This window comes from Piscinibacterium candidicorallinum (genome assembly GCF_047549485.1).
Classification (GTDB): domain Bacteria; phylum Pseudomonadota; class Gammaproteobacteria; order Burkholderiales; family Burkholderiaceae_C; genus Piscinibacterium; species Piscinibacterium candidicorallinum.
The window spans coordinates 1,840,938-1,866,453 of sequence record NZ_CP180191.1 but is presented as its reverse complement, the minus strand read 5'-3'; the positions used below and the strand labels follow the sequence as shown (position 1 = coordinate 1,866,453).

The 25,516-nt window shown below is 63.2% G+C and carries 24 protein-coding genes and 1 pseudogene; 15 read left to right on the top strand and 10 right to left on the bottom strand.

Annotation, left to right across the window (positions count from 1 at the left end; translation table 11 throughout):
* Positions 1-162 precede the first annotated feature (162 nt).
* Together ACMDW7_RS08425 and ACMDW7_RS08420 are read left to right on the top strand one after the other, a co-directional pair.
* A complete protein-coding gene (locus tag ACMDW7_RS08425; protein ID WP_377301557.1) occupies positions 163-552 on the top strand; it encodes a hypothetical protein in 390 nt (129 codons plus the stop codon).
* Positions 552-929, top strand: coding sequence for a hypothetical protein (locus ACMDW7_RS08420; protein ID WP_377301559.1), 378 nt, complete (start codon positions 552-554; stop codon positions 927-929). The genes ACMDW7_RS08425 and ACMDW7_RS08420 overlap by 1 nt, the downstream gene beginning before the upstream one ends.
* A gap of 2 nt (positions 930-931) precedes the next feature.
* Here ACMDW7_RS08420 and ACMDW7_RS08415 read toward each other — a convergent pair whose 3' ends face one another.
* Positions 932-1,297: a hypothetical protein gene (locus ACMDW7_RS08415; RefSeq protein ID WP_377301561.1), complete on the bottom strand. Its 366-nt coding sequence runs from the start codon at positions 1,295-1,297 to the stop codon at positions 932-934.
* A gap of 147 nt (positions 1,298-1,444) precedes the next feature.
* Here ACMDW7_RS08415 and ACMDW7_RS08410 point away from each other — a divergent pair, with 147 nt between their 5' ends.
* The 10 genes from ACMDW7_RS08410 to ACMDW7_RS08365 all read left to right on the top strand — a co-directional run bounded on the left by ACMDW7_RS08410 (position 1,445) and on the right by ACMDW7_RS08365 (position 13,181).
* Complete coding sequence (locus tag ACMDW7_RS08410) at positions 1,445-2,128, top strand: response regulator (protein WP_377301563.1); 684 nt, start codon at positions 1,445-1,447, stop codon at positions 2,126-2,128.
* A complete protein-coding gene (locus ACMDW7_RS08405; RefSeq protein ID WP_377301565.1) occupies positions 2,125-3,486 on the top strand; it encodes a histidine kinase dimerization/phospho-acceptor domain-containing protein in 1,362 nt (453 codons plus the stop codon). The genes ACMDW7_RS08410 and ACMDW7_RS08405 overlap by 4 nt, the downstream gene beginning before the upstream one ends.
* 1,061 nt (positions 3,487-4,547) lie before the next feature.
* On the top strand, positions 4,548-5,984 hold the full coding sequence (locus ACMDW7_RS08400) for a TolC family protein (RefSeq protein ID WP_377301567.1): 1,437 nt from the start codon (positions 4,548-4,550) through the stop codon (positions 5,982-5,984).
* A 19-nt stretch (positions 5,985-6,003) separates the two neighbouring features.
* Complete coding sequence (locus ACMDW7_RS08395; protein ID WP_377301569.1) at positions 6,004-7,419, top strand: multicopper oxidase family protein; 1,416 nt, start codon at positions 6,004-6,006, stop codon at positions 7,417-7,419.
* 49 nt (positions 7,420-7,468) lie between these two features.
* The gene (locus ACMDW7_RS08390) at positions 7,469-7,972 is read left to right on the top strand and encodes a plastocyanin/azurin family copper-binding protein (RefSeq protein WP_377301571.1); all 504 of its coding nucleotides are present in this window, start codon (positions 7,469-7,471) and stop codon (positions 7,970-7,972) included.
* Positions 7,969-8,433, top strand: coding sequence for a DUF411 domain-containing protein (locus ACMDW7_RS08385; RefSeq protein WP_377301573.1), 465 nt, complete (start codon positions 7,969-7,971; stop codon positions 8,431-8,433). The genes ACMDW7_RS08390 and ACMDW7_RS08385 overlap by 4 nt, the downstream gene beginning before the upstream one ends.
* A 35-nt stretch (positions 8,434-8,468) precedes the next feature.
* Positions 8,469-8,816 carry a copper-binding protein gene (locus tag ACMDW7_RS08380; protein WP_377301575.1) on the top strand — a complete coding sequence of 116 codons (348 nt, stop codon included), beginning with the start codon at positions 8,469-8,471 and terminating at the stop codon, positions 8,814-8,816.
* A 110-nt stretch (positions 8,817-8,926) separates the two neighbouring features.
* A complete protein-coding gene (locus ACMDW7_RS08375; protein ID WP_377301577.1) occupies positions 8,927-11,368 on the top strand; it encodes a copper-transporting P-type ATPase in 2,442 nt (813 codons plus the stop codon).
* Positions 11,369-11,529: 161 nt separating this feature from the next.
* On the top strand, positions 11,530-12,618 hold the full coding sequence (locus ACMDW7_RS08370) for a tyrosine-type recombinase/integrase (protein WP_377301579.1): 1,089 nt from the start codon (positions 11,530-11,532) through the stop codon (positions 12,616-12,618).
* Entirely contained in the window at positions 12,615-13,181 is a 567-nt protein-coding gene (locus tag ACMDW7_RS08365; protein ID WP_377301581.1) for an HNH endonuclease, read from the top strand. Before ACMDW7_RS08370 ends, ACMDW7_RS08365 begins: the two co-directional genes overlap by 4 nt.
* 4 nt (positions 13,182-13,185) lie before the next feature.
* Here ACMDW7_RS08365 and ACMDW7_RS08360 read toward each other — a convergent pair whose 3' ends face one another.
* Entirely contained in the window at positions 13,186-16,110 is a 2,925-nt protein-coding gene (locus tag ACMDW7_RS08360) for a Tn3 family transposase (protein WP_377301583.1), read from the bottom strand.
* Positions 16,111-16,333: 223 nt separating this feature from the next.
* A pseudogene (locus ACMDW7_RS08355) lies at positions 16,334-16,603 on the bottom strand (hypothetical protein); the annotation flags it as partial.
* Positions 16,604-16,972: 369 nt separating this feature from the next.
* On the opposite strand from ACMDW7_RS08355, the gene ACMDW7_RS08350 reads away from it, so the two are divergent.
* Positions 16,973-17,899 carry an alpha/beta hydrolase gene (locus ACMDW7_RS08350; RefSeq protein WP_377301585.1) on the top strand — a complete coding sequence of 309 codons (927 nt, stop codon included), beginning with the start codon at positions 16,973-16,975 and terminating at the stop codon, positions 17,897-17,899.
* A gap of 5 nt (positions 17,900-17,904) precedes the next feature.
* Here the strand turns inward: ACMDW7_RS08350 and ACMDW7_RS08345 are convergent, their stop codons facing one another.
* The 7 genes from ACMDW7_RS08345 to mltG all read right to left on the bottom strand — a co-directional run bounded on the left by ACMDW7_RS08345 (position 17,905) and on the right by mltG (position 23,493).
* Complete coding sequence (locus ACMDW7_RS08345) at positions 17,905-18,291, bottom strand: hypothetical protein (RefSeq protein WP_377301587.1); 387 nt, start codon at positions 18,289-18,291, stop codon at positions 17,905-17,907.
* Positions 18,292-18,418: 127 nt separating this feature from the next.
* A complete protein-coding gene (locus tag ACMDW7_RS08340; protein ID WP_377301589.1) occupies positions 18,419-19,141 on the bottom strand; it encodes an ankyrin repeat domain-containing protein in 723 nt (240 codons plus the stop codon).
* Between the two features lie 63 nt (positions 19,142-19,204).
* Positions 19,205-19,999 (bottom strand): TatD family hydrolase, encoded by a 795-nt coding sequence (locus tag ACMDW7_RS08335; protein ID WP_377301591.1) that lies wholly within the window; start codon positions 19,997-19,999, stop codon positions 19,205-19,207.
* Between the two features lie 223 nt (positions 20,000-20,222).
* Positions 20,223-20,585, bottom strand: a complete 363-nt coding sequence (locus ACMDW7_RS08330) for a PilZ domain-containing protein (RefSeq protein WP_377301593.1) — start codon at positions 20,583-20,585, stop codon at positions 20,223-20,225.
* 27 nt (positions 20,586-20,612) lie between these two features.
* The gene (gene holB, locus ACMDW7_RS08325; protein ID WP_377301595.1) at positions 20,613-21,674 is read right to left on the bottom strand and encodes a DNA polymerase III subunit delta'; all 1,062 of its coding nucleotides are present in this window, start codon (positions 21,672-21,674) and stop codon (positions 20,613-20,615) included.
* Between the two features lie 61 nt (positions 21,675-21,735).
* Positions 21,736-22,368: a dTMP kinase gene (gene tmk, locus ACMDW7_RS08320; protein WP_377301597.1), complete on the bottom strand. Its 633-nt coding sequence runs from the start codon at positions 22,366-22,368 to the stop codon at positions 21,736-21,738.
* Positions 22,369-22,497: 129 nt separating this feature from the next.
* The gene (gene mltG, locus ACMDW7_RS08315) at positions 22,498-23,493 is read right to left on the bottom strand and encodes an endolytic transglycosylase MltG (protein ID WP_377301599.1); all 996 of its coding nucleotides are present in this window, start codon (positions 23,491-23,493) and stop codon (positions 22,498-22,500) included.
* Positions 23,494-23,720: 227 nt separating this feature from the next.
* Here mltG and ACMDW7_RS08310 point away from each other — a divergent pair, with 227 nt between their 5' ends.
* A complete protein-coding gene (locus tag ACMDW7_RS08310) occupies positions 23,721-24,665 on the top strand; it encodes a YgfZ/GcvT domain-containing protein (protein WP_377301601.1) in 945 nt (314 codons plus the stop codon).
* A 16-nt stretch (positions 24,666-24,681) separates the two neighbouring features.
* Positions 24,682-25,509, top strand: coding sequence for an NRDE family protein (locus ACMDW7_RS08305; protein WP_377301603.1), 828 nt, complete (start codon positions 24,682-24,684; stop codon positions 25,507-25,509).
* The last annotated feature ends 7 nt before the right edge of the window (positions 25,510-25,516 follow it).

Genomic DNA, 25,516 nt, shown 5'->3' with positions numbered 1-25,516 from the left:
CTGACAACGATGTCCACGATCTCTGGCATCGAATTCATGCCGACCCGGGGTGGTACTCCGGGTCGGTGCATCTGGCTTGCCCCGTGGTCAAGCCGTATTCAGCCCCCCAATGGAAGCGTCAGTTCGCGCTCCGACTGGGCGGGCATTTCTTCAGGAGCTGCCATGAACTTCAAGCAATCGTTCGTAATGACCGCACTCTCGTTAGCCGCTGTGCTGACTTCGCCTGCCGTTGTTGCGGGATCGGGCCACGATCACTCACCCAAGCACGGCGGTGTTGTCGCCGAAGTCAAGGACGTCGACTATGAACTCGTCGCCAAACCCGATCGCGTCAGCCTGCATGTCCGCGATCACGGCAAGGCGGTCGATGTCAGCAAAGCAACTGCCAAACTGACTCTCCTCACCGCAGGTCAGAAGCAAGAGGTCGAACTGAAGCCGATGACGGACCGGATGGAAGCGACAGGCCAGTTCAACATCGCCAAGGGCACACGTGCAGTTGCTCTGGTTACGCTACCGGGCAAGCCCGCGGTCACCGCGCGGTTTGAGCTCAAGTGATGCGCGCGCTTTGGGCGACGTGCATCGGGCTGGTCGGTCTTGCGGGCTGCACCGTTTATGACGGGCAGTTTGCATGGACCGATGGCTGGAAGCGGGTCCGGATTGTGGAAATCCTCCCGCCGAGCGAGATCAGTCGGCCCGGCACGCCCGACTGCCGGAACGCTCCAGAGGCAGCGACCACCTCGCTATTTGCGGTCGTCGACGTTCCCACAGCGGGTCGGGTGCGGCGGGCAACGATTGGCGTACCGGAGGGTTTCAAGTACGACCCCCAGAAGACCTATATCGCCAATCTGTGGACCTGCAGACCAACGTTGCGCGAGTCAAACGGCAACAGCCCCGGCGGTGGATCCGCCGGGGCGATTCAGCGCGCAGCTTGAGATCAGCCGTTGGTGTAAAGCGCTTGCAGGGCCCGGCGCTCGGTATCGGACATGCTCAACGAGGGGCGCGGTGACGTGTGGCTCAGGGCGTCTGCATGCACCCACTGACCGCTACGCAGCACGAGACGGTGCGACTCAGGTTGCCACGCCTGATCGCCACCCACGTAGCGGAAGCCGTCTTGCGTGACTTCACCCACCTTCGGACCGGTAGCCGAAGCACGGCTTGCAGGTGCTGCATGGTCCGGGTGGAAGACGTAGCCTTGTTCGGTGTTCTTCAGGTGAATTGGCTGACTTGCGGCGGCGATACCGGGAAGGAGAAGTGCCGCAGCAGCGAGCGTGACAGAACCGAGGATGGAAGAGGTCTTCATGATGATGGCTCCAAGTAGCGAGGGGTTGTGCGATCTGTTCAGCACACGTTGTGTATCAACGTGGTTCGCAGTTTGGGCCTTGGCACTCGTCAAATCGCGGACGGGATCATTACGGTTTTGTCAGAATCTTCCTGAGTGAGTGGACCCATGCAGGTGCTGGTTGTTGAGGATGATCCGAAGGTGCTCAGTTACCTGCGTCAAGGGCTGAGTGAAGAGGGCCACAACGTGCAATTCGCACAGACAGGTACGAATGGACTGCATCTAGCCCTTGAATTCGAATTCGATGCAGTCATCCTCGATGTGATGCTGCCGGAGATCGCCGGGATCGAGGTACTGAAACGGCTCCGAGCCGTAAAGCGCACTCCGGTGCTGATCCTGAGCGCCCAAGGCTCAGTCGAGCAGCGCGTCCAGGGGCTTGCCGCAGGTGCCGACGACTATCTGGTCAAGCCGTTCGCTTTCTCGGAGCTTGTCGCGCGGCTACGCGCGATCACACGACGCCAAAGCGAGGTGCCCCGGGATGAGCAGGTCCTGACGTGTGCGGATCTCGTTGTGAATCTTCCTGCACACCGCGTTACCCGTGGAGGTAACGAGCTCAAGTTGACCGCCAAGGAGTTCAAGCTGCTCGTGACCCTGCTCAGCAAAGTGGGTGAGGTTGTGTCTCGCACGCGGCTCGCTGAATTGGTCTGGGATATTCACTTCGACTCGGATACGAACTTCGTCGATGTTGCAGTAAGGCGCCTACGCGAGAAAGTCGATCCCCCCCTATCGAATCGTCTGATCCACACTGTGCGCGGCGTTGGATACGTCATCGAGGATCGCGAGTCGAAATGAGTTCCGTCAGTCTGAACCGTCGGCTGTCAACTGCCTTGTTCTTTCAGTCGGCCGCTCTGCTAGCCGCAGCAGCGTTGAGCATCCTCTGGCTAACCAACGAGTCACTGGCTCAGCGAAGAAGCGAGCAGCTCGAATCGAAAAAGGTCTTGCTCCGTCACCTCGCAAGCGAGGTTCGCAGCGAGGCTGACCTCAAGGATCTCGGGCACAAAGTTGAGGACTTTGCTGTCGGTCCGCGCAGTATTCGAACAGTCATCGTCGATCCGAAGGGCGTGACGCTCGTAGACACCCGCTCCCAGGCAGGCGATGCCCTACAGGCTCTCGTACCACAGGCGACCTTTGAGCTTCCAATCGAACGACTAGGCAGCGCGCTGAAGGTTTCGATGTGGATCGACGATGGCGAAGATCGCCAGCTCGTCAGGCGAATCACCGGAATACTGCTGATGATTTGGATTGCGGGTGCGCTTGCAGCCGCCGGCTCTGTGCGCTGGATTTCTCGGCACGCACTTATGCCCGTCGCGCTGCTGACCAAGCAGATTGCACACATCGACGCTCGCAAGCCTAAGGCGCTCGGTGCAAGTGCAGGCATACCGATCGAGCTAGAACCGATCGTCAAAGTCATCAACGACCTTGTAGAGGGGGTTGACGAAGCGCTACAGCAGCTCCAACGATTCAATGGAAACGTCGCCCATGAACTGCGAACGCCGCTAGCAAGCATGCTCGGCGCAGCAGAGGTCGCCATGCGTCGCCCCCGGACGACGGCGGAACTCAATGAAGTCCTGGAATCCGTCGTTCATGATGGGCGCCGCTTGAGCCGAATCGTGAGTGACATGCTCTTGCTGGCCCGTGCCGATCGCGGCGAGGTCATTCGATCCTCGAGCCGATTGACCCTACGAGGGATCGTGCTGCCCGTTGTCGACCTGCACAGGGACGCGGCCGACAGCAAAACGGTGGAGCTAATCGTCGCCGGAGATGCAGTGGTGTACGGCGATACCGGTTTGCTTCAACGCGCGATCGACAATCTCATCGCGAACGCTGTGCGCTTCGCTCCAGCGGAGAGTGAAATCGTGATTCGCATGGAGCAACAAGCAAACGTAGCGCGCCTCGTTGTCGAAAACACGGTGCAAGGGCCCGTGGATGTCGACCCCGCGCGGCTGTTCGACCGCTTCTATCGCGGCCCACAGGACCAAAGTCGCGAGCAGGCGAACGCCGAAACACACGTGGGACTGGGCCTTGCGATCGTCAAAGCGATTGCCGTACTGCATGGTGGGACACCGATCGCTGATTTGGATTCAAACCGTGTTCGCATTGGGTTCTCCGTGGCAACTCCGGATGCGCCATCCGACGTACCGAGTCCCTAACCGGGAGTGCATGATCGGTCGACAACCATGCAGATGGCGGCCGAGCGGTCTGCAACTAACGCGGATGTTCTTGACTCTCCCATGGGGGCAAGCTTTACCTTGCAAGTGTGAACCGGTTTCTACGTCGTTTCCAGTGGATTGCAGTGTTGCTCGCAGTGGTCATTCCTCTGCGAGCGCTCGCTGTCGTCGGCACCGGGCTGTGCGTAGGGCATCCCACGACCCATCGTGTGTTGCCGATCGAGTCGACTCACGCCTTTGAGGCGAGAACATCTGAGACGACCGCCGGTTCGATGGAAGTTGGTCGTTTTGTGCACGTTCACCAGATGGCACAACTTACCGATCCGGGCGAGCACAAGCCCGCGAAGGCCACGTTCGGCAAATGTGGCAGCTGTTCACCCTGCCATGCCGGTGTTGCTGGCCCGCCCAACGCGCCAGCCATTCCACAACTGCCGCGTACCGAGTCACATCCGCCTGCTGAAGCGACTGACTTCGCCTCAGCCGCCATTGCGATCCCGCAAAAGCCACCTCGAGCCAAACAAGCGTAAGCAATGCAGGGCCGAGTGGCGCACTGCGCCCTGGCCCCCTTACATGCTTGTTTGACGCTGATCCTTCGCGCGGAGGGTCAGCACTATCGAGGACACCATGGCGTCTTTTTTGACCCGAGCCGGGCTCATCACGCCCGCAATATGCATAGCTGCTGCGACCGGCGCGCAAACCATGCCGTCGAGAAGCTCCCCGACGACAACCGCCCCGGCTGTTAGCGCAATCGAGTACCGCTCGGCACTCATGCAGTACCAACGATTTGCTGACCCCGTATTGCTGGACTGGCGGTCAGCCAATGAAGCCGTCAATCGCATTGGTGGATGGCGTGCGTATGCGCGGATGTCCGCAGCGCAAAACCCAACTGAAGGCACGACACCCAGTACAAGCATCCTTAAGCATGAGGCGCATGGAGAGCGCAATGAGGGAACTGCGCCTCGCTCAACGCCCGGTGTGTCGACAGACGATCCGCAAAAGCCAATGAAGGCTCCCCACTTGATGCACGGTGGAGGCGCCAAGCGATGACGCGACTCAGAGAGACCTCTCGCCCCATCCGGTTGGCAGCCGCGGCTGCTTTTGTGCTGCTCCTGGTGGCCTGCGCCACACCAAACATCGACGGCGCGCTCGCTACGAGCAATGAGCAAGTACGCGAGTTCGCCGGTGGCATGCTCACCCTAGCGCGCGATACCCCCTCAACAGACGTACTGAAGCAACGCGCTGAGCAGCTACTTGCGCAGCCCCTGTCTCAGGAGGCTGCCGTCGAGGTGGCCTTGGTCAATAGCCCAGGGGTGCAAGCGATGCTTGCTGACCGCTGGGTTGAACGTGCGCGCGCAGCCCAATCGGGACGCCTGCCGAACCCCGTGCTTGCAGTTGAGCGCATGACAGTGGGTGACGAGTTGGAAATCGGTCGCCTGCTCAGCTTTGGGCTACTAGACCTCATCACCCTGCCGCAACGCGCGACCATCGCGCAGCAGAGGCTTGCAGCTTCGCAACTGGCCCTGACCTCAGATGTGGTGGAGTCCGTGACGACCGTGCGCCAGGCCTGGGTCCGTGCGGTCGCAGCCCAGCAGAGCTTGGCCTATGCGCAGCAAGTTCATGACAGTGCACAAGCCAGTGCAGAGTTAGCCAAGCGCATGCAGGCTGCAGGCAATTTCAATCGCATCACGCGCGCGCGCCAGCAGACCTTCTACGCGGACGCGGCAGCCGGCCTGGCGACCGCACAACACGAGCTCACTGCCACCCGTGAGGCCTTGATCCGCGCCTTGGGGTTGACCGAGGGACAGGCCCAAAAGCTGGTCTTGCCAGAGCGTTTGCCTGACTTGCCAGCCACCCCACGCGAGCCCGCTGAAGTCGCTCAAGCTGCGACGCGCCTCAGGCTCGATCTTCAGATAGCGCAAGCGCAACTACGTGTAGCAGCGCGCGAGCAAGGCTTGGGACGATGGACGAGCCTAGCGGATGTGGAGCTCGGCCTTCGTCGCAACAGTGTTTCGGACCGCGCAACGGGGGCTCGCTCGTCGCCGCGTGGCTGGGAGGCAGATGTACGCCTACCTCTATTTGACTGGGGTGACGTGCAACGAGCGGCATTCAGCGCACAGACGCTCGCAGCGATGAACCGCTTGGAAGGTGTTGCGCGTAACTCGGGATCGCACCTGCGCGAGGGGTACTCCGCCTACCGAACCAGCTACGAGCTCGCACGCCACTATCGCGACGAGATCGTTCCGCTAAGACGCATCATTTCCGAAGAAAACCAGCTTCGCTACAACGGCATGCTGATTGGGGTGTTTGAACTCTTGGCGGACTCCCGGGACCAGATTGCCACGGTACGTGCCGCGATCAAGGCCCAGGAGCAGTTCTGGCTGGCAGATGCAGCGCTGCGCGCCACGATCGTCGGCAGGCCGATGGCAGCCGGCGCTGGACTGGCTGGCGTAGCTGCGGCACCGGACGCCGCACCCCACTGAATCCGATGGAAACAATCACATGAATACACGTCGAAACTTCTTCAAATGGCTCGGCGTCGCTGGCGGCGCTGTCGCAGCCACCTCGGTAAGCAAGGTGGCAATGGCGGCTTTACCCGAGCCTGTCTTGCAGACCAAGCCGGACACCATGCCACCGCTGCTGCCCAATAACGGACGGCCCTACAACCCCGTAGTGACCTTGAATGGCTGGACTCTGCCGTGGCGTATGAACAATGGCGTCAAGGAATTTCACCTCGTCGCCGAACCGGTTGTCCGCGAGATGGCGCCCGGGTTCAAGGCGCACTTGTGGGGCTACAACGGCCAGAGTCCTGGCCCCACCATCGAAGTGGTTGAAGGCGACCGCGTCCGCATCTTTGTCACCAACAAGCTCGGCGAGTTGACCAGCATCCACTGGCACGGGCAGCGGCTGCCCAATGGGATGGACGGCGTGACCGGCTTGAATCAGCCTGGCATCCCGCCGGGCAAGACCTTTGTCTACGAGTTTGTGGCACGCCGGCCAGGCACCTTCATGTATCACCCCCACGCCGATGAGATGGTACAGATGGCAATGGGCATGATGGGGTTCTGGGTCACCCATCCGAAAAACCGCAATCCGCTGATTGATGAAGTCGACCGGGACTTCTGCTTCCTTCTGGCCAGCTACGACATCGATCCAGGCAGCTACACGCCGAAGATCATGACCATGCTCGACTTCAATCTGTGGGCCTGGAACTCCCGCATCTTCCCAGGTATCGACAGCTTGAACGTTCGGCACATGGATAAGGTGCGCTTGCGGGTTGGCAACCTGACCATGACCAACCACCCGATCCACCTGCACGGCCATGAGTTTCAGGTCACGGGTACTGACGGCGGTCCGACACCCAAGTCGACGCGGCGCTATGAGGTCACCGAAGACATCGCCGTGGGGCAAATGCGCCAGTTGGAGTTTCTCGCCGACGAGGAAGGCGACTGGGCGTTTCACTGCCACAAGAGCCACCACACCATGAATGCCATGGGGCACGACGTCCCCACCATGATTGGCGTCGACCACACGGGTGTTGCCAGCAAGATTAACAAGCTGATTCCCGACTACATGGTCATGGGTGAGCGCGGCATGAAGGATATGACCGAGATGGAGATGCCTCTGCCGGACAACACCGCCGCCATGATGACTGGGCAAGGACCGTTCGGCTCAGTGGGTATGGGTGGCATGTTCAGCGTGGTCAAGGTGCGCCGCGATCAGAAACCAGGTGACTACAGCGACCCTGGGTGGTTCAAGCATCCGCCAGGGACGGTGGCGTATGAGTTCACTGGCAGCCTTCCGGACCCGGCGCGGTTTAAGTCTGAAGGACGTAGCGCCATGCCTGTTGCGAAGCCGACAGCGCAAGTGGAAGTGCAAATTCGCAAGCCACCCGGTGGACACGCCGGTCATCACTAAGCGCCGGCCACACACCGACATCGATTTAGCCAACCTCTTGGAGTCATTCATGAACAAGCAACTTCGAAGCGCGTTCTTCGCACTCAATCTAGCTATCGCGACGGTTCCATTTGCGGCGCTTGCACACGGCGAGCTGCAGCATGGCGCGAAACCCGTGCCCATGAAGAAAGAGCAGCAAGACTGGGGCATAGCTGGTGACGCAAAAGACGTGCGACGCACGCTGACCGTCACCATGGGCGACAACATGCGCTTCAACCCAGAACGGATCGAGATCCGCGAAGGCGAGACCGTGCGCTTCGTGGTGCGCAACACAGGCAAAGTGATGCACGAATTCGTTATCGGCACGCAATCGGAGAACGCCAAACATGCCGAGATGATGAAGAAGTTTCCAAACATGGAACATGACGAGCCTCATATGGCCCACGTCGCACCCGGTCAGTCTGGCGAGCTGATCTGGACGTTCAACCGACCGGGCAAGTTCCAGTTCGCTTGTCTGATCGCTGGACACTACGAAGCGGGCATGGTGGGCAGCATCTTTGTGACGAAGCGATGAATACCTCTCGCAGGCTACTCATCGGCACGACGCTGTTTGTCGCGGCTGGCTTCAAAGGCCCGTTGCTGCACGCCGCCCCAAAGAGCTTGGTGCGAGTTTGGAAGGGCCCCTCGTGCGAATGCTGTGATGACTGGATCCAGTTACTGCGTGGTGTCGGCTTCGATGTTCAAGTCTCCGCGCAAGGCAACACCGACGCGCGGGTGAGACTGGGCCTGCCAGATCGCTACGGCTCATGTCACACCGCGCAAGTGGGTGGGTACGCCATCGAAGGACACGTACCGATCCGTGAAATCCAGCGCCTGCTTCGAGAACGCCCCAAAGCTGTCGGCCTGGCTGTGCCGGGAATGCCCATTGGATCCCCGGGGATGGATGGGCCGCAGTACAGCAGCCGGCGCGATGCGTATGACGTTCTTCTGATCGACCCTGTCGGTAGAGCAAGCATCTACGCGTCCTACCGGTAACTCACCCGAAAAATCCTTCCACACGCGAGGTTCTCATGAAACGTAAGCACCTAATCAGTCTGCTTCTGGCAGCGTCTACGCAGTTGTCTTTGGCCCAAACCTCGATCACAACTCAACCCTCTCAGGCGATGCCGTCGGGAAGCGCGCAAACAGATCCGGCGGCGTTCGCGGAAGGCGAGATTCGCCGAATCGACCAGAGCGGCGGCCGAGTCACGATCAAGCACGGACCGATCAAGTCGGTAGATATGCCACCGATGACCATGGTGTTTACGGTGGAGCGGGTCGGCATGCTTGAGAACTTTAAGCCGGGCGACAACGTGCTGTTCACGGTACGCAGTGATCAAGGCAAGCTCACGATCACCGAGTTAAAGCCGAAGCCCTAGAGCCTGATGGCAGGCTCCAGGGCCGAACGCCCCTATAACCCGCCAGCTGCCGCTCTATTCGCGCTGGCTGGGCTGAACAGGCGTTTAGACCGGATAGATCGGAGAACATGATGGACCATCGTCATCACGACGAGCACTTCTCGTCATCTGCCGCGCCGCTGGGGGCCAGGGGCACGACGCTGTACACCTGTCCGATGCATGCGGAAGTCCGCCAAGATCACCCGGGCAACTGCCCCAAGTGCGGCATGCGTCTTGTGCTGGTGCAGGGCGAGGGCACTGCGGCGACCGCCGCAGGACATCACGACCATGAAGGCCATTGCCGCATACATGCCCATGGCGGGTTACAGCAAGTTCCGACATCTGGATATGCCCATCACCCACCCGGTCCGGCTACCCCCTTGCGGCCTACGGCAGCGGCGGCAGCATTCGGTGCCGATGCAGCCGCGCCATCGGGCACGATTTACACCTGTCCGATGCACCCCGAGATCCGACAGGATCACCCCGGTAGCTGCCCTAAGTGCGGGATGACCCTGGAGCCGCTGATCCCGGAGGCAACGGCCGACGACGACAACCCGGAACTGCGGGACTTCTCTCGCCGCTTCTGGTGGACCTTGCCCTTGACCGTAGTGATCACGACGCTGGCTATGGTGGGGCACCGCTTGGGGATCATGGACCCCACCCAGCAGAGCTGGCTGGAGTTCGTGCTGTCGTTGCCGGTGGTCCTGTGGGCCGGCTGGCCTTTCTTCGCTCGATGCGGGCAATCGCTGATCCATCGCAGTCCAAACATGTGGACCTTGATCGGCATTGGCACCGGGGCGGCGTTTGTATACAGCGTGGTCGCCACGGTAGCGCCCGAGCTCTTTCCACCCAGCTTTACAGCTCACGGACGGGTCGCCGTTTACTTTGAGGCGGCCGTCGTCATCATTTCACTGACGCTGCTGGGGCAAATGCTAGAGCTGAAGGCGCGGTCGCAGACTTCCGCTGCCATCAAGTCACTCCTCGGGCTGGCCCCGAAGACGGCACGACGTATTGAGGCAGACGGCAGCGAGTCGGACGTTCCGCTGACGCATGTGCATGTCGGTGACCGGCTGCGTGTTCGGCCCGGCGAGAAAGTTCCCGTGGACGGCGTTGTCCTGGAAGGCAGCAGTGCCATTGATGAGGCCATGCTCACCGGCGAGCCGTTGCCCGTGACTAAACGGCCGGGCGACAAACTCATCGGCGCGACCATCAACACGACTGGCGCACTCGTAATGCAGTCCGAGCGGGTGGGATCGCAGACTATGTTGTCTCAGATCGTGCAGATGGTCGCCCAAGCACAGCGCTCCAAGGCCCCGATGCAGCGCATGGCCGACCAGGTTGCCGGCTACTTCGTGCTGGTCGTGATCGGCATCGCAGTGCTGGCGTTCTTCGGCTGGGGCCTGTTCGGTGGGGAGCAAGGCTGGCAGTTCGGCCTGATCAATGCCGTTTCGGTCCTCATCATTGCCTGCCCTTGCGCGCTCGGGCTGGCCACGCCCATGTCGATCATGGTCGCCACCGGCAACGCAGCGACCCAAGGCATCCTGTTTCGCGATGCCTCCGCGATCGAGAACTTCCGGCGCGTCGACACCATGATCGTCGACAAGACCGGAACCCTGACCGAGGGCAACCCCGCCTTCGACAGGGCTATAGCCGTGCCCGGCGTGACAGAAGAGGAAGTTTTGCGACTGGCTGCCAGCCTTGACCAGAGCAGCGAACATCCGCTCGCCCAGGCCATCGTCAACGCAGCCCGCACCCGCAAGCTCATCCTCGCGCAGGCCGTGGACTTCGAGTCCTCCACGGGCATCGGGGTCAGGGGGGTCGTCGAGGGCCAGAGGCTCGCGCTCGGTAACACGGCGCTCATGGAGCAGGATCGCGTGGACGTGTCGCCCCTGCGCGATTCGGCAGAAGAGCTGCGCGCGCGAGGTAGCAGCGTGATGTTCTTGGCTCGCGAGGGGCGCGTACTCGGCATCGTAGCCGTGTCCGACCCCATCAAACCGAGCACGCCCGAGGCCGTCCAAAGCCTCCATGACGCCGGCATGCGGGTGGTCATGGCCTCAGGCGATGGCCTGACCACCGCGCAGTCCGTGGCAAGGGAATTGGGCATTGACGAAGTCCATGGCGAGGTCAAACCCGCCGACAAGCTCGCGCTCGTGGATCGTCTGCAGCGCGAAGGCCGCGTCGTCGGTATGGCCGGCGACGGTATCAACGACGCCCCGGCTCTTGCCAAGGCAGATGTTGGCGTGGCAATGGGTACCGGCACCGATGTGGCCATGAACAGCGCCCAAGTCACCCTCGTCAAGGGCGACCTGCGTGGCATCGCCCGGGCGCGGGGGATATCGCAAGCGACCATCGCCAACATGCGCCAGAATTTGGTCTTCGCTTTTGTCTACAACGCGCTCGGCGTGCCGGTGGCAGCCGGCGTACTCTATCCCTTCACCGGATGGCTCTTGTCACCCATGATCGCGGCGCTGGCAATGAGCCTGTCCTCTGTCAGCGTGGTGCTCAACTCCTTGCGCCTCAAGGGTTCGCGCTGACTAGCAATCCTCATGAATCGCCCCCACCCGAGGGTCGGGTTCAGGGGTGGCTTTCCCGACAAAGCCGTAACGGCGCATACGCGAAGATATAGGTCGCTTGTGCTTCGTAGCCTAGGCAACTCGATCCCGGTAACCTCGCCTTGGTTGTGGCTTTTGGTTGAGTGACCCACCAGTCCTTTCATGATGCTGGCCGCGTTATGAGTCGTGTTGAGCATTACCTCCTTCAAGCGCGCCGCGAGAACACCGAGCGCAGTGTGGCTGCTGCGGTTCGCCACTACGAGCTCGAGTGGCGTGGCCTGCTGCCGGCCACCCCGCAGTCCATCGCGGCCTACCTCGCGCACTACGCATCCACCCAGTCGATCAGCACCTTGCGCGTCCGGCTCGCTGCGCTCGGGCGATGGCACCGCGAGCAGGGCTTCGCCGATCCCACCAAATCCGACCTGGTCCGACGCGTCCTCAAGGGTATTCGCAGCGAGCACAACACCCCGCAGAAACAGGCTCGGCCCATGGCGTTTGATGAGCTCGCTCGGGTTGAGCAGTGGTTGCTGTCGCAGGTGCGCGTCGAGCCGCCTGCGACCTCGGAGGCCGCGGCGGCGCGTTTGAGAGCTGCTCGCGACCGGTCCATGCTGCTGCTGGGGTTCTGGCGAGGATTTCGAGCCGACGAACTGACGAGCCTGCGGTTCGAGCATGTCCGTATCGAGCCTGACGGTTCGATGCAGTGCTTTCTGGCAGCTTCAAAGACGGACACCAGCGCGTCGGGCCGATCTTTCCGATGCCCCAGCCTGCCACGCCACTGTCCCGTGGCCGCCTTTCGCGATTGGCAAACCCTATCCGGACTCCAAAGCGGACCGGTGTATCGGCAAATCAACCGCTGGGGTGTCATCAGCGAGCGCGGAATGCGGGCCACCAGCGTCATCCCTTGGCTGCGGCGCCTCTTGACCAAAGCCGGCGCAGACATGCCTGACCAGTACAGCAGCCACTCGTTGCGCCGCGGCTTTGCAAACTGGGCCCGCACAAGCGGCTGGGACCTCAAGGAGCTGATGGACTACGTGGGCTGGAAAGACGTACACGCAGCGATGCGCTATCTCGAAGTCGACGCCGCGCGCTCTGACCAACTCTTCGCCCAGAGCCTGGGCACTGCCCCCGACCCTGCCGACGCAGCCGTCGTGCCGCAGGCCGCGCCGCCCGAAAGATCCCCACCGAAGCGCAGCAATGTCGTGCCGCTGCGGCCTCGCAAGACGTCACCATGATGGACACCGCAGCGGCCGAGCAGCTCGCGGCGAACCTTGACAGCGAGCGCCGCAAGATCCTGCGGCTGCAGATCATTTTTGGGCCCTGGTGGCGGCACTACACGGCACCGCACGAAATCAGGTGGACCTTGTGGGCAGAGCGTTCCCTGTGTCCCTATTGCAGTTCGCCATTGCCAGCCCCCAGTGCCGCGCCAACTGAAGCGGCCGAACAAGATCCGGTAGTGGCAGCTGCTCACATCGACCACATGGACCCGTTATCGCGCGGGGGTGCGGATTCGGTGTGCAATGCGATCTACGTCTGCGCGCCCTGCAACATGGCCAAGGGCCGCAAGCTCTTCGTACGATGGTTGAGCCAGCTGGATGCCACGCGTGCCGCCGCCGCTCGAACCCTTTACGAAGTCAAGCAGGGCATGCCCCCTGAAGCCTTTGTGCCAGGCCGCCCTCAGCCACGGCGGAGCATCCCTCAGCTGGAACTGGGCCTCGACGAATCCGTGCTGCGCCGGCTGTATCCACGTCCGGTGGTCCACGGCCCCCCAAAAGGGAACGTGTCCCGTACGGCCTAGTCACTCACGCGGCTCGCGACGCGTTGCCACTGAAGAGCCATCTGGCGTACTGCTCCACAGGGAAGGTGAACACACCTCGGAAGTTGATGTTCGAGAACCTCGCGGGACTGACCTGAGCCAGCCACCGCAACTCATCTTCTGAGAGTGTTTGGCCATGCTCGCCGAGCAAGGTGTCCTGCATCTTGTTGGCCGTCCACGCCAGGCACAAATTGGTCATCAGCGTCAGCGCGCCAGAGGCCGCATGGAGTTCAGGCACGTGCTGGCCGCGCGGCTTGGAATAGGTCCCGGTGTAGATGGCCCGCTGAAGCTGGTGCACCGATTCGCCGTGCACCAGAATGCGATTCACAGCTCGGCGCAAGTCTTCGCTCAGCAGGAAGTCGCAGAGGTACAGGCTTCTCATCAGGCGCCCGAGGTGAACGCCTGCCTTGTAAATCGGGTTGTCCGAGGCGGCCGAACCGTACCGGGCCATCAGCACCGTCGCTGAGACGTGTCCGGTCTCAACGGATGCCGCGATGCGCACCAGATCGTCCCAAGCTGCTTTGATTTGAGGTAGCGAGATGTTGCGGATGGTCAGATCGGCCAGCGACTCGGGGATATCCTTCAAGTTGGAGGGGACGTAGAGCTTGCGCTCTGCGAAGCGCGCGAGCCTCGGGCACAGAGCAAAGCCCAGCAGTTTGGCCAAGCCCATCGCAAAGTCGGTGTAGCCGTGCGTGTCGACGGCCAGACGACCGATATCGGCCTCGGTCTGGCGCAAGGCCGCTTCAATCGCAGCGCCCGCCTGCCGCTCGTTCAGGATGATCGGGGTGTCATAGAGCACGCTCCAAAAGTCGGAGACGAGTGTGTAGGTTCCGACCGACTGAAGCTTGCGCCGGTAGTCGGCGCGCGCCAGCCAGATGTGCTTGGACACATCCAGGCTCATCATGTCGGCCGAGGCGAGCGAGCCGTCTCCCCACGCGGCACAGATCGGTAGCCGCTTTTGGAAACTCACGACGGCATCGTTTGCGGCGCGCAGCGCGGCCGTGTTCTCGAACAGCGTCATGCCGCGCAGCACGGCGGATGCCGCCAACTGCGGGATGCTGTGGCTAACCTGCGAGGCATCCAGTGCACAGCCGTGGGCAATCATGCCTGCATAGACCGCCAGCAATTCATCCACGTCACGCGCCACACGACCCAGCAAGATCTTGCTGAAGCCCGTTCGACTGTCCATTTCCAAGATCAGGTCAGGGAACTGGACAACACCGATCTTGTTGATGAGATCGTTGCGGTTCTGCGCAACCTCCTGCGACTCCACCACAGGCTTGAAGCGGGCCACATGGAACCGGCCGTCCTCTGTTTGTAGCTTTCCAGCCTCGACCGCTGCGCCCAATTCACGAAGCTTGAGTTCCAGATCTCGGGTGAGTACTTCAAGGAACTCCGTACCGTCGGCCGGCAGGCTGAGCTGCTGATAGCGTACGACCCGGTCCCGGGTCCAGTCCTCATCGCTGATGAGTAACTGCGCACGGCCGCGGAAACTGTCGCTATGAGCGACGTAGACAGCACCACTGCGCAGACCCTTGCGCAATCCGATCAAGGTACACGCTTCAAGCGCCCGCATCGCGCGTTCGCGGTCTTCGCCCTCGATCAACTCGCGCCAGGTGCGAGGGACTCGAACCGGCGGCTGCTCGGGTAGCGCGCCTTGTTTGGCGACGTAAAGGGTGTGCAGGTACTGCGCCATCTTGACGACCTCTGCATCGGGCTCACCCTGGAGGTCGAGTTTGCGCAGCTCTGAAAGCAGAGTTCGAACTTCGGGGTTCGGTTCACTGAGAAGCCACCTTGCTGCGGCCGCGCGTGACGGGAACTTGGGCGGGGTGTATTGCTCGCTGAGTTCGCGAACGAACCCGCGGAACTGCTCGTCGCTAACCGATTCATCATTGACTCGGGCAAAGATTTCAACCAAAGCTTGGTGGTGTGGTTTTGAGGCCTTGGCCTCAAGGCTTTCGGCATGCTTGTAGGCGTCGCTGATCAGTTTGGTCACCCGGCGCGCGCCCAGCATGATGGCCGCATCGGTGGAGGCCAGCAGCGTCCATCGCAGAAAGCTGATCAGGCGCAGCGTACGCGTGGGCTCCTTGAGCTCGCGGAACTTAACCGGGCGCATGTTGCGCAATTCAGCGGCGTAGGCCTTGATCTTCTCGAAATAGATCGCGTCGACGTCGACCTGATGGACCCCAAGCTTCTTCAGGAAGTCGATGCGCGCCGTTCGTTCGCGGATCGCGTTGACCGACTTGCGCCTTGGCGGCTGCTGGAGCCATTCGAGGGTTGTGCGGCCTGTCTCAGGGTGCGTGGCTAGGACCTGATTCACCCATTCGTTGATGTCGGCGGGGCGTACCTGCTCATGGATCAGCCGAAGCAAGCTGGTCTCCGCGCTGGCCATGGCCTGAACGGCCAGCGCGCGCAACTCTCGGGTTGGCATCGCGATGAGGCTGTGCTGGTACAGCCATGCGCGGGCGCGATCCGCTAGTGCGTCGGTCGTAGGCGCCGTCGAGGCCTCCTGATTCAAGTAGGCGGCGAGTGCCTTGAGGCCTGCAGCATCGATCTTGCTGAAGCCCAACAACTCCATGGCCCACCACTGGTGCTCGTAGCGCGTCTTCCCGCGCTCGTAGAGGCTGCGCAGCGTCGCGATGGCGACGGGCGGGACACCCAGCTCACTGGCCACGTGGCGCAGAAGGCGCAAGGGGATGGCCTCCAAGTCGGGTAGGGGACAGCCGGTCATCTTCAGAAATCCCAGCTGGATCGCGGCGGCAAGCTTCAGCGCGTCTTTGCGCTTGCTCTGCAGGGCTTCAAGCTCGATGGGGCTGAAGGAGAAGAACTCTTGGAGTTCGACGACCGAAAGGCTTTTCGGAACTTCGGAGGTGCCGATGTACTGGTGTTGCCAGCGATGAATGTTGCGCATGTGATCCCCACGCATCGATTGTCGGAATCAGCGTACCGATGGATCAATCGGGGGTCATCAGCGGTCAACTCGCTCATGGCCGGGCAGGCGGATCGAATTCAAGTGGAATTATTCGACCGGGATAAAGATGACTCTATATCAACCATTGTGCGCTAGTCGGGCGCTGCAAAGCACCCGCGCCAATTCCGTACCGCCAAAATCGACATCAAAAGTACGGGAACCCTGTCTCGAAGATCGGGGTGGCACAGACAAACTCGCCACCCGCGCGTGCGCGCCAGACGACGATATTCAGGCGGAAGTGGCGTCCGGCGGTCACAGGGTCCGTGTGCGGCGGGATTTCGCTTCCGGTTGGAAAGCGCAGCAGATAGCAGTCGAACGGCAGCGGCCAGAGCCCGGTGAGCAGGAGCATCTTGTCGTAGCCGCTGGCCTGTCGGCCGCGCTGCCAGCGAAACGCCGTGCGCAGATCGCCGATCTTGGTGGGCCGGGTGCTCATGGGCGAGATTGTGAACGCGTGCGGGGAGAAGTTCGGCCGAACTTGTTGCTTCAACGGTCTGGTTTCGAACCTAGATCACGCTGGAGCGCGGAGCAGTCAGCGATCGCAGTCGGAGGGCTGTCGCTACAGTTCTCAATTCCGAATTTTAGTTTACATAACACAAATATGCGCAATCAAAATCCATGCGTTTGTGTCAGGAGCATCAGTCTTCAAAAAACTCGACGCCGTCCAAAGTTCGGCTACTCCTGTGTGTGCGCCACGTCTCCCCGCGGCGTTCGGAATAATCCAAGGCGCAGAGGCAAAACCCATCCATTCATGTTCATTCTCGGTCGACCGGCGCTAGCCCGACGCAAGATTGCCTTGGCGGTCATGGTGCCTGCGGCCTTGTTAGTTGCCGCAGTCGTTATGGCCGCCTGGTACTTCGCCGGCGTGATTGCCCAACCTTCGTGGCGCAAACCGGACGCGCAGCAGCACGCGACGTCACTCGCCGAACTGATGGCGCGTAGCAATGGCGCGCCCTTTGAAGTCCGCACCACCGACGGTCTACGGCTGACAGGCCTGCACCTGCCGGCTCGAACACAGAACAACCAGGCGGTGATCATGGTGCACGGCTATGGGGGCAACCTGCTCGAGTACGCCACGCAATTCAAACCCTGGCACGACCTGGGATTTGACGTGTTTCTCTACGATCAGCGCGCCAGCGGCGCCAGTGAAGGCGACGTCCTGACCGCCGGAATCCGCGAATCCGATGACCTGAAACAGGCAGTGATCGCAGCCCGAGCCCAGATGCCAGCCGGAGCCGCAATCGGGGTGTACGGCCGCTCGGGTGGCGGCGCCACGGCGGTCTTGTTCGCGGGTCAAGGGGGCTCTGCTGACTTCCTCGTCGTCGATTGCGCCTACAGCGATTTCATCGACGTGTTGCGCTTCCGCCTAGATCACGATTACGCCGGCGTTCCTGCGGTGCTTCGACCCGCGCTGTTGCAGGCAACCGTTGCACTCGTGAAGCTCAGGTTCAACGTGGATCTGGAGCAGGCCAGGCCGCTCGTTGCGGCACCCGCCATCCGTACTCCGGTGATGTTCATCAATACAGCAATTGACACCGCCGTGCCGCCCAGCATGACGCTTGCCCTGCACGCCGCCGTGACTGCGCCCAAACGCCTGCACACCTACCCGCTGGGCGGCCATGGAGAGGCCTACATGCGGCAGCCGGAACAGTTCACTGAAGATCTGCGGCAGTATCTCGCAGACACACTCGGATCACGTTCAGCCACCGGCACGATAAGCAGCCGGCCCTGATCGACTCAGCCGGCGACCACCCACCGCCCGTCCGTGTTCTTGCACACCGTGAACGGCGTGGCGTAGCCCTTGCGCTTCTTGCTGAACGACAACGTGCTCAGGCGCTTGCAAGCGCCGTAGCCCTTGAGCTTGGGCTGACCGATGACGCTGATCTTGGAGCCGGCGCCGGTGGCGTCGTTGCGCCATTCAACGACCGCCTTGGGGTCGTCGCTGTCCAGCGCCTTGCGGATGGCGGCCAGGTGCTGGCTGATGTCTTCGTCCGTGAAATCGCGCAGTGGCGCATCGCGCAGCGCTGCGCCCCAGCCGGCGGCGTTCGCCTGCGGGATCGCCAGGCAGGCGGCAGACAGCAGCAGGCCCACAGCCAGGTGTCTTGCGAGGGTCGATGTGTTCATGGGCGCTCCTTCAAACGAATCTTCTGGCAGACATTCAACCGGATCTTCAACGGACTTGTTGCCGTGAACCGAGTTCGTCACGACCACCGCCGCGACCAGGATCACGCCTGCGGATCAACCGCAGGCATCACGGCAGCTCCAGCGGCAGTTTGCCTGCGCGCGCCTGCTCGGCCCAGCGCGGGATGGCATCCGCCAGCTCGGGGTGATTGTTGCGTCTGGCAAAGGCCACGACGTCCAGATCGGCGTCCGTCCGGGCACGGGTGTCCGCTCCTGCGCGCAGCAGGCGGCGCACCAGGCGGTCATGTCCACCGCGGGCAGCCAGCATGATCGGCGTGGCGCCGTTGGGGGCTGTGGCATTCACGGGTGCCGCCGCGGCCAGCAGGCGCTCGGCAATCGCGTCGTGCCCACCCAGAGCGGCGTAGTGCAGCGGCGTCCAGAGGCCTTTGCCGTCAGCGGCACCGGCCGGTCGGGCGCCGCGCTTGAGCAGCAGATCAACCATGGCGCCCTGCCCTTTGAGTGCGGCGATCATCAACGGCGTGTCCCCCACGCTGCTCGCGGCATTGATCTGGACCTTGGAGTGGTTGGCGAGCGCCTCGGCCGCCTTCAGCGAGCCCTCCATCAGCGCCAGATGCAGCGGCGGCAGGCCTTCGTGCACGGGCATGTTGACGTCCGCGCCGCTGTCGATCAGGCGCCGCACGCTCGCGGGGTCATCAATCTGAACGGCCCGGCGCATGATCTCTGCTGGCGTCATGGCGCCAGATTGGGCGGCGGCGGGTTGGGCGAGCGCCGCGCCGGCCGCGCACATCAGGGCCAGCAGTCTCCGACGGGACAGATTGAGACATGAATGCATGCTGCCAGAGCTCACGAAACACATTCCATGGTGAGATGAATCGACATTGCGGCGCTTGCCAGGTCAGGCAGCCAGCTTGAACATCCGCCGCGCGTTCTCGCGCGTCAGCTCGGCCACGGCCTCCTGCGTCATGCCGCGCAACTCGGCAATCTGCCGCGCCACGTGCGGCACGAAGCTGGGCTCGTTGGTCTTGCCCCGGTGTGGCACGGGCGCCAGATAGGGCGCGTCGGTCTCGATCAGCAGTCGGTCCAGCGGCACGCGGGCGGCCACATCGCGCAACTCGGCGGCGTTCTTGAAGGTGACGATGCCGGAAAACGAGATGAAGAATCCCATGTCCAGCGCGCCCTGCGCCACCGCCCAGGTCTCGGTGAAGCAGTGCATCACACCCCCTGCCCCCTCGGCGCCCTCCTCGCGCATCAGGCGCAGGGTGTCGTCGGAGGCGCTGCGGGTGTGGATGATGAGCGGCTTGCCGCAGGCGCGGGCGGCCCGGATGTGCACGCGAAAGCGCTCGCGCTGCCAGTCAAGCGAACCGGGCCGCTCTTCCTTGTGCCAGTAGTAGTCCAAGCCGGTCTCGCCGATCGCCACCACCTTGGGGTCCGCGGCCAGCCCGAGCAGGCGCTCGACGGTGGGCTCTTCCATGCCCTCGTTCTTGCTCTCGTGATAGTCCGGGTGGACGCCGGCAGAGCACCACCACTGGGCGTCCATGCCGGCCACTTCACGCACCTGGGGGAATTCTTCCAGCGTGGTGCAGACCACCACCGCCTCACTCACGCCGGCAGCCTGCATGCGGCTGCGGATCTCGGGCAGCTGGCCGCGCAGTTCAGGAAAGTTCAGGTGGCAGTGGGAATCAAAGTACACGGCGCAAATACACAGCAGAGGCAGAAGATCGCACGCACTTGTACGACCGAAATTGAACGCTACTGATTGACCAGAAAGTGGCTTTCCGCTTGCCTGGTGCGCGGAAAGCGCCTCATTGATAATTCTTAAATTTCCGGCCGAAACTGATGCAATCAAGCATGGGCGAGGCGCTCCGGGCATCCTTCATTCGCCCGGCAGAAAAACACTGCCCGCGTGCGCCGGCTCAGAGCGTATGGGTCTGCCGCGTGGAGCCCAGGGCAGCGCCCAGAATTTCCTCGATCCGGGCCTTGGCGTTGGCGCCGGTGTCGTCCGCCGGGAACTGTACGCCGATGCCCTGGGTGCGGTTGCCGGTGCCGCCGCGCGGCGTGATCCAGGCCACCTTGCCGGCGATCGGCAGCTTGTTGGGGTCGTCCATCAGCGCAAGGATCACGTACACCGCATCACCCAGCTTGTACTCCTTGGCCGTGGGCACAAAGATGCCGCCGTTCTTCAGAAAGGGCATGTACGCGGCGTAGAGCGCAGCCTTTTCCTTGATGGCGAGCTGGATGATGCTGGGGCGGGCGGTCGTCGGGGCGGCTTGGGTCATTCGGTGTGGATCAATTCAGCGGGGCCATCAGCGGCGGCCGACGCTGTGGTGGGCACTGCGGTCGGGCTGGGTGCCCTGCTCCGCGGCGAGCAAGTCCGAATAATGCACGAGCAGGCTGTCAGTGACCAGCGCAGGTGCCAGGGGGTGCTCCGCCGCACGCAGCGAGCGAGTGATGGCGGCAAGCAGCTTGTGCCAGCCGGCCGGCGACAGGCGCTGCGCGGCAGCCTGCCACTGCGCGGCGCTTACACCCATCCAGGCGGTGACCTTCGTGCCACCCGCGGCCAACTCGGCACAGTGGGCGGCAAAGCGGTAGTACCACTCCAGCCAGGCACGGATCTCGCCCTTCTTGAGGTTGCCGCTGCCCCAGAAGCGGCTGTCCTCCGGGGTGCACCAGGCAGCCAGGCGCTCGGTGATGCCCAGGGTCTCGGCCTGCGCCGCCAGATTGAGCGCGGCATAGGGTGCGCCGCGGGCCAGCGCAAGCCACGCCGCGGCATCCTGAACGCCCTGCCCGGCCAGCCAGGCCAGTACGTCCGGGGCGTTCGCAGCCGGCGTGGGCACATTCACCACCTGGCAGCGCGAGCGGATGGTGGGCAGCAGGCGCCCGGGTTCGCTGGTGGCCAGCAGGAGCAGCATGCCCGGCGGGGGCTCCTCGAGGGTCTTGAGCAGGGCGTTGGCGGAGACGGCATTCAGCGCCTCAGCCGGGTACAGCACCACCACCCGGCGCCCACCGCGCGTGGTACCGAGCGTGCTGGCAGAAATCAGCTGCCGGATGGATTCCACCTTGATCTCGCCACGCGCCGTGATCTCCGGCGTATGGCTGCTGGGCCACACGACTTCTGACGCAGCGCCTTCTTCGGCCGGGCTTGCCGCGTCGTCACTGTCCTTCACGCTGGGCACGATGATGTGAAGATCAGGGTGATTGCCGGAAGCAAACAAATGGCAGGAATCGCACACCCCACTGGCGCCCGCGGCGCTGGGTCGTTCACACAGCAGAGTCTGCGCCAAACCAAGGGCGAGCTCCGGCAAACCCACACCCTTGCCACCTTGCAGCAGCAGCGCATGGTGCAGACGCTGGCCTTGGGCAAGCACTTGATCGTGGGCCGATTGAAGCCAAGAAAGCGATTTGAAATCAGTAGCTTGCATCGCTTATCTAAACAGCTACTTGAGCGTGGAACAGGGCTAAATCGGTCTCGATCTGCGCCTGAATAGTTGCCGGTGGCAAACCGGCGTCCAGCACCATGAAGCGCCCGGGCTCGGCCGCGGCCAGAGCCTGAAATCCCAGCCGCACGCGCTCCTGAAAGCTGGCCCCTGCCCGTTCGAACTTATCGGACTCCGCCTGTTCGCGCCCGGCGGCGCGGCGTGCGGCGGCGTCCGATACGCTCAGATCAAACAGATAGGTACGGCGCGGCAGGGTGCTGCCGACGACATCCCGCTGCAGGCGGCGCAGTTGCGCCAGGTCCCCGCCCTTGGCGTAGCCCTGATAGGCCAGGGTACTGTCGGCAAAACGGTCGCACAGCACCCAGGCGCCGCGCTCAAGCGCCGGGCGAATGACCGTGGCCAGGTGCTCGGCCCGGGCGGCGTTGATCAGCAGCGCTTCGGTGTCCGGCGCCATGGACTGCTGCAGGATCAGCTCGCGCAGGCGTTCACCCAGGGGCGTGCCGCCGGGTTCGCGCGTGGCCACCACCTCGAAGCCGCGGCATTCCAGCCAGACGCGCGCAGCCGCAATCTGCGTGGACTTGCCCGCACCATCGATACCCTCAAAGCTGATGAAGCGCAGAGTCACAGTTTGTGCTTCAGGTTGGAAGAACGAAATCGGCCAAAAGGACTCGCACCAGAAAATGCGCCAAGAATGGCTTCTGAAATGCGGAAAGTGGCATTTTGTCTCTCAATAAAATGCTGTTTTCGGCCATCTTTACTGCCCCCGCTGATAGCGATTCACGGCGCGATTGTGATCGGCCAGATTGGTCGAGAACTCGCTCGTGCCGTCGCCGCGCGCTACAAAGTACAGCGCCTGCGAGGCCGCCGGCTGCACCGCGGCCATGAGCGAGGCCGCGGAAGGCAGCGCAATCGGCGTGGGCGGCAGTCCGCCACGGGTGTAGCTGTTCCAGGGGGTGTCGGTCGTCAGATCGACCTTGCGCAGATTGCCGTCGAAGCGCTCGCCCAAGCCATAGATGACGGTGGGGTCCGTCTGCAGGCGCATGCCGATGCGCAGGCGATTGTTGAACACGGCGGATACCAGCGGGCGCTCGGCGTCGCGCCCGGTTTCCTTCTCGATGATGCTCGCCAGGATCAGCGCCTCGCGCGGCGACTTCACAGCCGCATCCGGCGCGCGCTGTGCCCAGATGCCGGCCAGGCGCTCGTCCATCGCCCGGCGCGCCATGCGCAACACGTCGGACTCCTTGGCGCCGGGGTTCAGCAGATAGGTGTCCGGGAAGTACAGGCCTTCCAGATCGCTCGCGCTGGCAGCACCGAGCAGCTTGGCGGCTTCGGCCGGCTTGAGCGCGGACAGGTCTCTGACCAGATACGGCGACTTGGCCAGCCAGCCCAGCAGATCGCGGAAGGTGGCGCCTTCCGGCAGCCGGGCGCTGACCAGCCGCGGCTTGCCGCTGGTGAAGCTGCGCAGCACGGTCAGTGCCGACGCGCCGGCTGGCAGGTCATACAGACCGGCACGCACCGGCCGGTCCGTCCATTGGGTGGCCCACTTCAGCCCTTGCACCAGCAGGTCCTCGTTCATCTCCACGCCGGCTTCGCGGGCCTGGCGAGCGATGGCGCGCAGGCCGGAACCCTGCATGACGGCCACTTCCAGCGGCTTGGACGTCACCGGCGCCACCGCCACCCAGCCCACCAGGGCTGCAGCGCCGCCCAGGGCCAGGAGGATGAGCACAAGCAGGGTCTTGAGGAGTTTCAATTCGGTCCGGGGTGTAGGTAGCAGATCGGCTGGCGGAGCGCCGACCGAGATCGACGGAGGAAAGACGAAAAGCCCTGTTTCGGCGTGGTGTGTCTGTGGGGTCTGTCAGTGCAGTGCCGGCCGCACCGCACCGCCCCTGCCAGAGCGCTTCGTATGATAGCCAGCGACGTTTTCGGGCTCGGCGCATCGAGCCCGCCAAAGTGCATCAGCCTGCATCCCTCTGCATCATGAAGTGGTTCGAACTGACTGACACCGGACTCATCAGCGTTGAAGGCGCCGATTCGGCCGGCTTCCTCCAAGGCCAGCTGACTCAGGACGTCGCCGGCATGGCGCCGGGCAGCATGCGCCTGGCGGGCTACTGCAACCCCAAGGGCCGCCTGTTTGCCACCTTCGGCGTGGCGCGGCCGGCGGCTGATCGCTATGTGTTCGTGCTGCCGCGCAACAACGCCGGCTTTCTGGCCAAGCGCCTGTCCATGTTCGTGCTGCGCGCCAAGGCCAAGGTGGTAGACGAGTCGGCCAGCTGGGTGCTGTTTGGCCTGCAGTTCGCAGGTGCTGCGCCTACGCAGATCGCCGGCCTCGCCGTGCCGGCCGCAGGCCACGCCAGCGCCTCGGACGCCGGTCTGGCCATTAGCCGCGCCGTGGGCGATCTCACACAAGTCACGCTGGCTGCGCCCGCAAGCAGCGCTGAGGCCCTGCGCGCGGAACTCGCAGCGCAGTTCGGCCCGGCCGCGTCCCTGCAGGAATGGCACGCCAGCCGCATCGCCGCAGCCCAGGCGATGGTGGATGAGCGCACCCGGGAAGCCTTTGTGCCGCAGATGATCAATTTCGAGCTGGTCGGCGGCGTGAACTTCAAGAAGGGCTGCTACCCCGGCCAGGAGGTCGTGGCGCGCAGCCAGTACCTGGGCAAGCTCAAGCGGCGCATGGGTCTGGCAAAAGTGGCGGCGGGCGCAGACGTCGCGCCGCTTTCGGATGTGCTGGTCGATGTGCCGGCTCAGGCTGCTGCGGAGCCCGTGGGTACGGTGGTCGAAGCCGCGAGCATGGCAGACGGCAGCTGGCTCGTTCTGTTCGAAGCACCACTGGCGGCGCAGGAAGCCGGTAATCTCAAGCTCGCTGACGGCCGCAGTCTGAGCCCGCAGCCCCTGCCCTACGAGATCATCGACATCACCGCCTGAAGTACGCCTGTCCGACATGTGCATCGCAACGATCGCCTGGCAATGGAACGCCGACCGGCCGCTGGTGATCGCCGCCAATCGTGACGAGTTCTATCACCGCCCGGCGGCCGCTCTGCAGTTCTGGCCGGGCGACGAGGTGCTGGCCGGGCGCGATCTCGCCGTGGAGACACCGAGCACCTGGATAGGCATCAACCGCCGCGGGCGCTTCGCGCTGATTACCAACGTGCGTGCACCGAGCGAGGCCCGGCCCGACGCCCCGTCGCGCGGGCCGCTGGTGGCGGCGTTCCTCGAGGGCGACATGAGCCCGTCGCGCTACATCTTCGACGTGGCCAGCCGCCGCAGCCGCTACAACGGCTTCAACCTCATCGTCGGCAGTGTGGCCTTCGATGCGCAGGAATGCTGGTTCCTGCACAGCAAGGATTTCGGCCCGCGACGGCTGACGCCGGGCATCTACGGCCTCTCAAACGCCACGCTGGACACACCCTGGCCCAAGGTGCAGCGCGCGGTCGGCCGCTTCACGATGGACCTGCTGATGCGGCCGGGCCACGACGCCATGCTGGACGGCCTACGCGACCCGGTGATGGCGCATGATGCGTCCCTGCCTCAAACGGGCGTAGCCCTGGACTGGGAGCGCCGACTGTCCTCGGTCTTCATCGCCACCGACACGTACGGCACCCGCGCCAGCACGGTGCTGGAAGTGGTCCGGCAGGACGTGACCGTAACCGAGCGCCGCTATCCGCCGGATGTATCGAACGGCGCGCCCCACGAGCAAAGCACGCACCAATTCACCGTCCGCCGCAGCGCCCAGAAGGCGCAGCCGGCCTCTTCATCCTCAGAACCATAAACACGCT

Excerpts from the sequence above, each read along its gene's own strand:
- ACMDW7_RS08425 (WP_377301557.1), top strand. The coding sequence starts at position 163 with ATGAACTTCAAGCAATCGTTCGTAATGACCGCACTCTCGTTAGCCGCT.
- ACMDW7_RS08420 (WP_377301559.1), top strand. The coding sequence starts at position 552 with ATGCGCGCGCTTTGGGCGACGTGCATCGGGCTGGTCGGTCTTGCGGGC.
- ACMDW7_RS08415 (WP_377301561.1), bottom strand. The coding sequence starts at position 1,297 with ATGAAGACCTCTTCCATCCTCGGTTCTGTCACGCTCGCTGCTGCGGCA.
- ACMDW7_RS08410 (WP_377301563.1), top strand. The coding sequence starts at position 1,445 with ATGCAGGTGCTGGTTGTTGAGGATGATCCGAAGGTGCTCAGTTACCTG.
- ACMDW7_RS08405 (WP_377301565.1), top strand. The coding sequence starts at position 2,125 with ATGAGTTCCGTCAGTCTGAACCGTCGGCTGTCAACTGCCTTGTTCTTT.
- ACMDW7_RS08400 (WP_377301567.1), top strand. The coding sequence starts at position 4,548 with ATGACGCGACTCAGAGAGACCTCTCGCCCCATCCGGTTGGCAGCCGCG.
- ACMDW7_RS08395 (WP_377301569.1), top strand. The coding sequence starts at position 6,004 with ATGAATACACGTCGAAACTTCTTCAAATGGCTCGGCGTCGCTGGCGGC.
- ACMDW7_RS08390 (WP_377301571.1), top strand. The coding sequence starts at position 7,469 with ATGAACAAGCAACTTCGAAGCGCGTTCTTCGCACTCAATCTAGCTATC.
- ACMDW7_RS08385 (WP_377301573.1), top strand. The coding sequence starts at position 7,969 with ATGAATACCTCTCGCAGGCTACTCATCGGCACGACGCTGTTTGTCGCG.
- ACMDW7_RS08380 (WP_377301575.1), top strand. The coding sequence starts at position 8,469 with ATGAAACGTAAGCACCTAATCAGTCTGCTTCTGGCAGCGTCTACGCAG.
- ACMDW7_RS08375 (WP_377301577.1), top strand. The coding sequence starts at position 8,927 with ATGGACCATCGTCATCACGACGAGCACTTCTCGTCATCTGCCGCGCCG.
- ACMDW7_RS08365 (WP_377301581.1), top strand. The coding sequence starts at position 12,615 with ATGATGGACACCGCAGCGGCCGAGCAGCTCGCGGCGAACCTTGACAGC.
- ACMDW7_RS08360 (WP_377301583.1), bottom strand. The coding sequence starts at position 16,110 with ATGCGCAACATTCATCGCTGGCAACACCAGTACATCGGCACCTCCGAA.
- ACMDW7_RS08350 (WP_377301585.1), top strand. The coding sequence starts at position 16,973 with ATGGTGCCTGCGGCCTTGTTAGTTGCCGCAGTCGTTATGGCCGCCTGG.
- ACMDW7_RS08345 (WP_377301587.1), bottom strand. The coding sequence starts at position 18,291 with ATGAACACATCGACCCTCGCAAGACACCTGGCTGTGGGCCTGCTGCTG.
- ACMDW7_RS08340 (WP_377301589.1), bottom strand. The coding sequence starts at position 19,141 with ATGCATTCATGTCTCAATCTGTCCCGTCGGAGACTGCTGGCCCTGATG.
- ACMDW7_RS08330 (WP_377301593.1), bottom strand. The coding sequence starts at position 20,585 with ATGACCCAAGCCGCCCCGACGACCGCCCGCCCCAGCATCATCCAGCTC.
- ACMDW7_RS08310 (WP_377301601.1), top strand. The coding sequence starts at position 23,721 with ATGAAGTGGTTCGAACTGACTGACACCGGACTCATCAGCGTTGAAGGC.
- ACMDW7_RS08305 (WP_377301603.1), top strand. The coding sequence starts at position 24,682 with ATGTGCATCGCAACGATCGCCTGGCAATGGAACGCCGACCGGCCGCTG.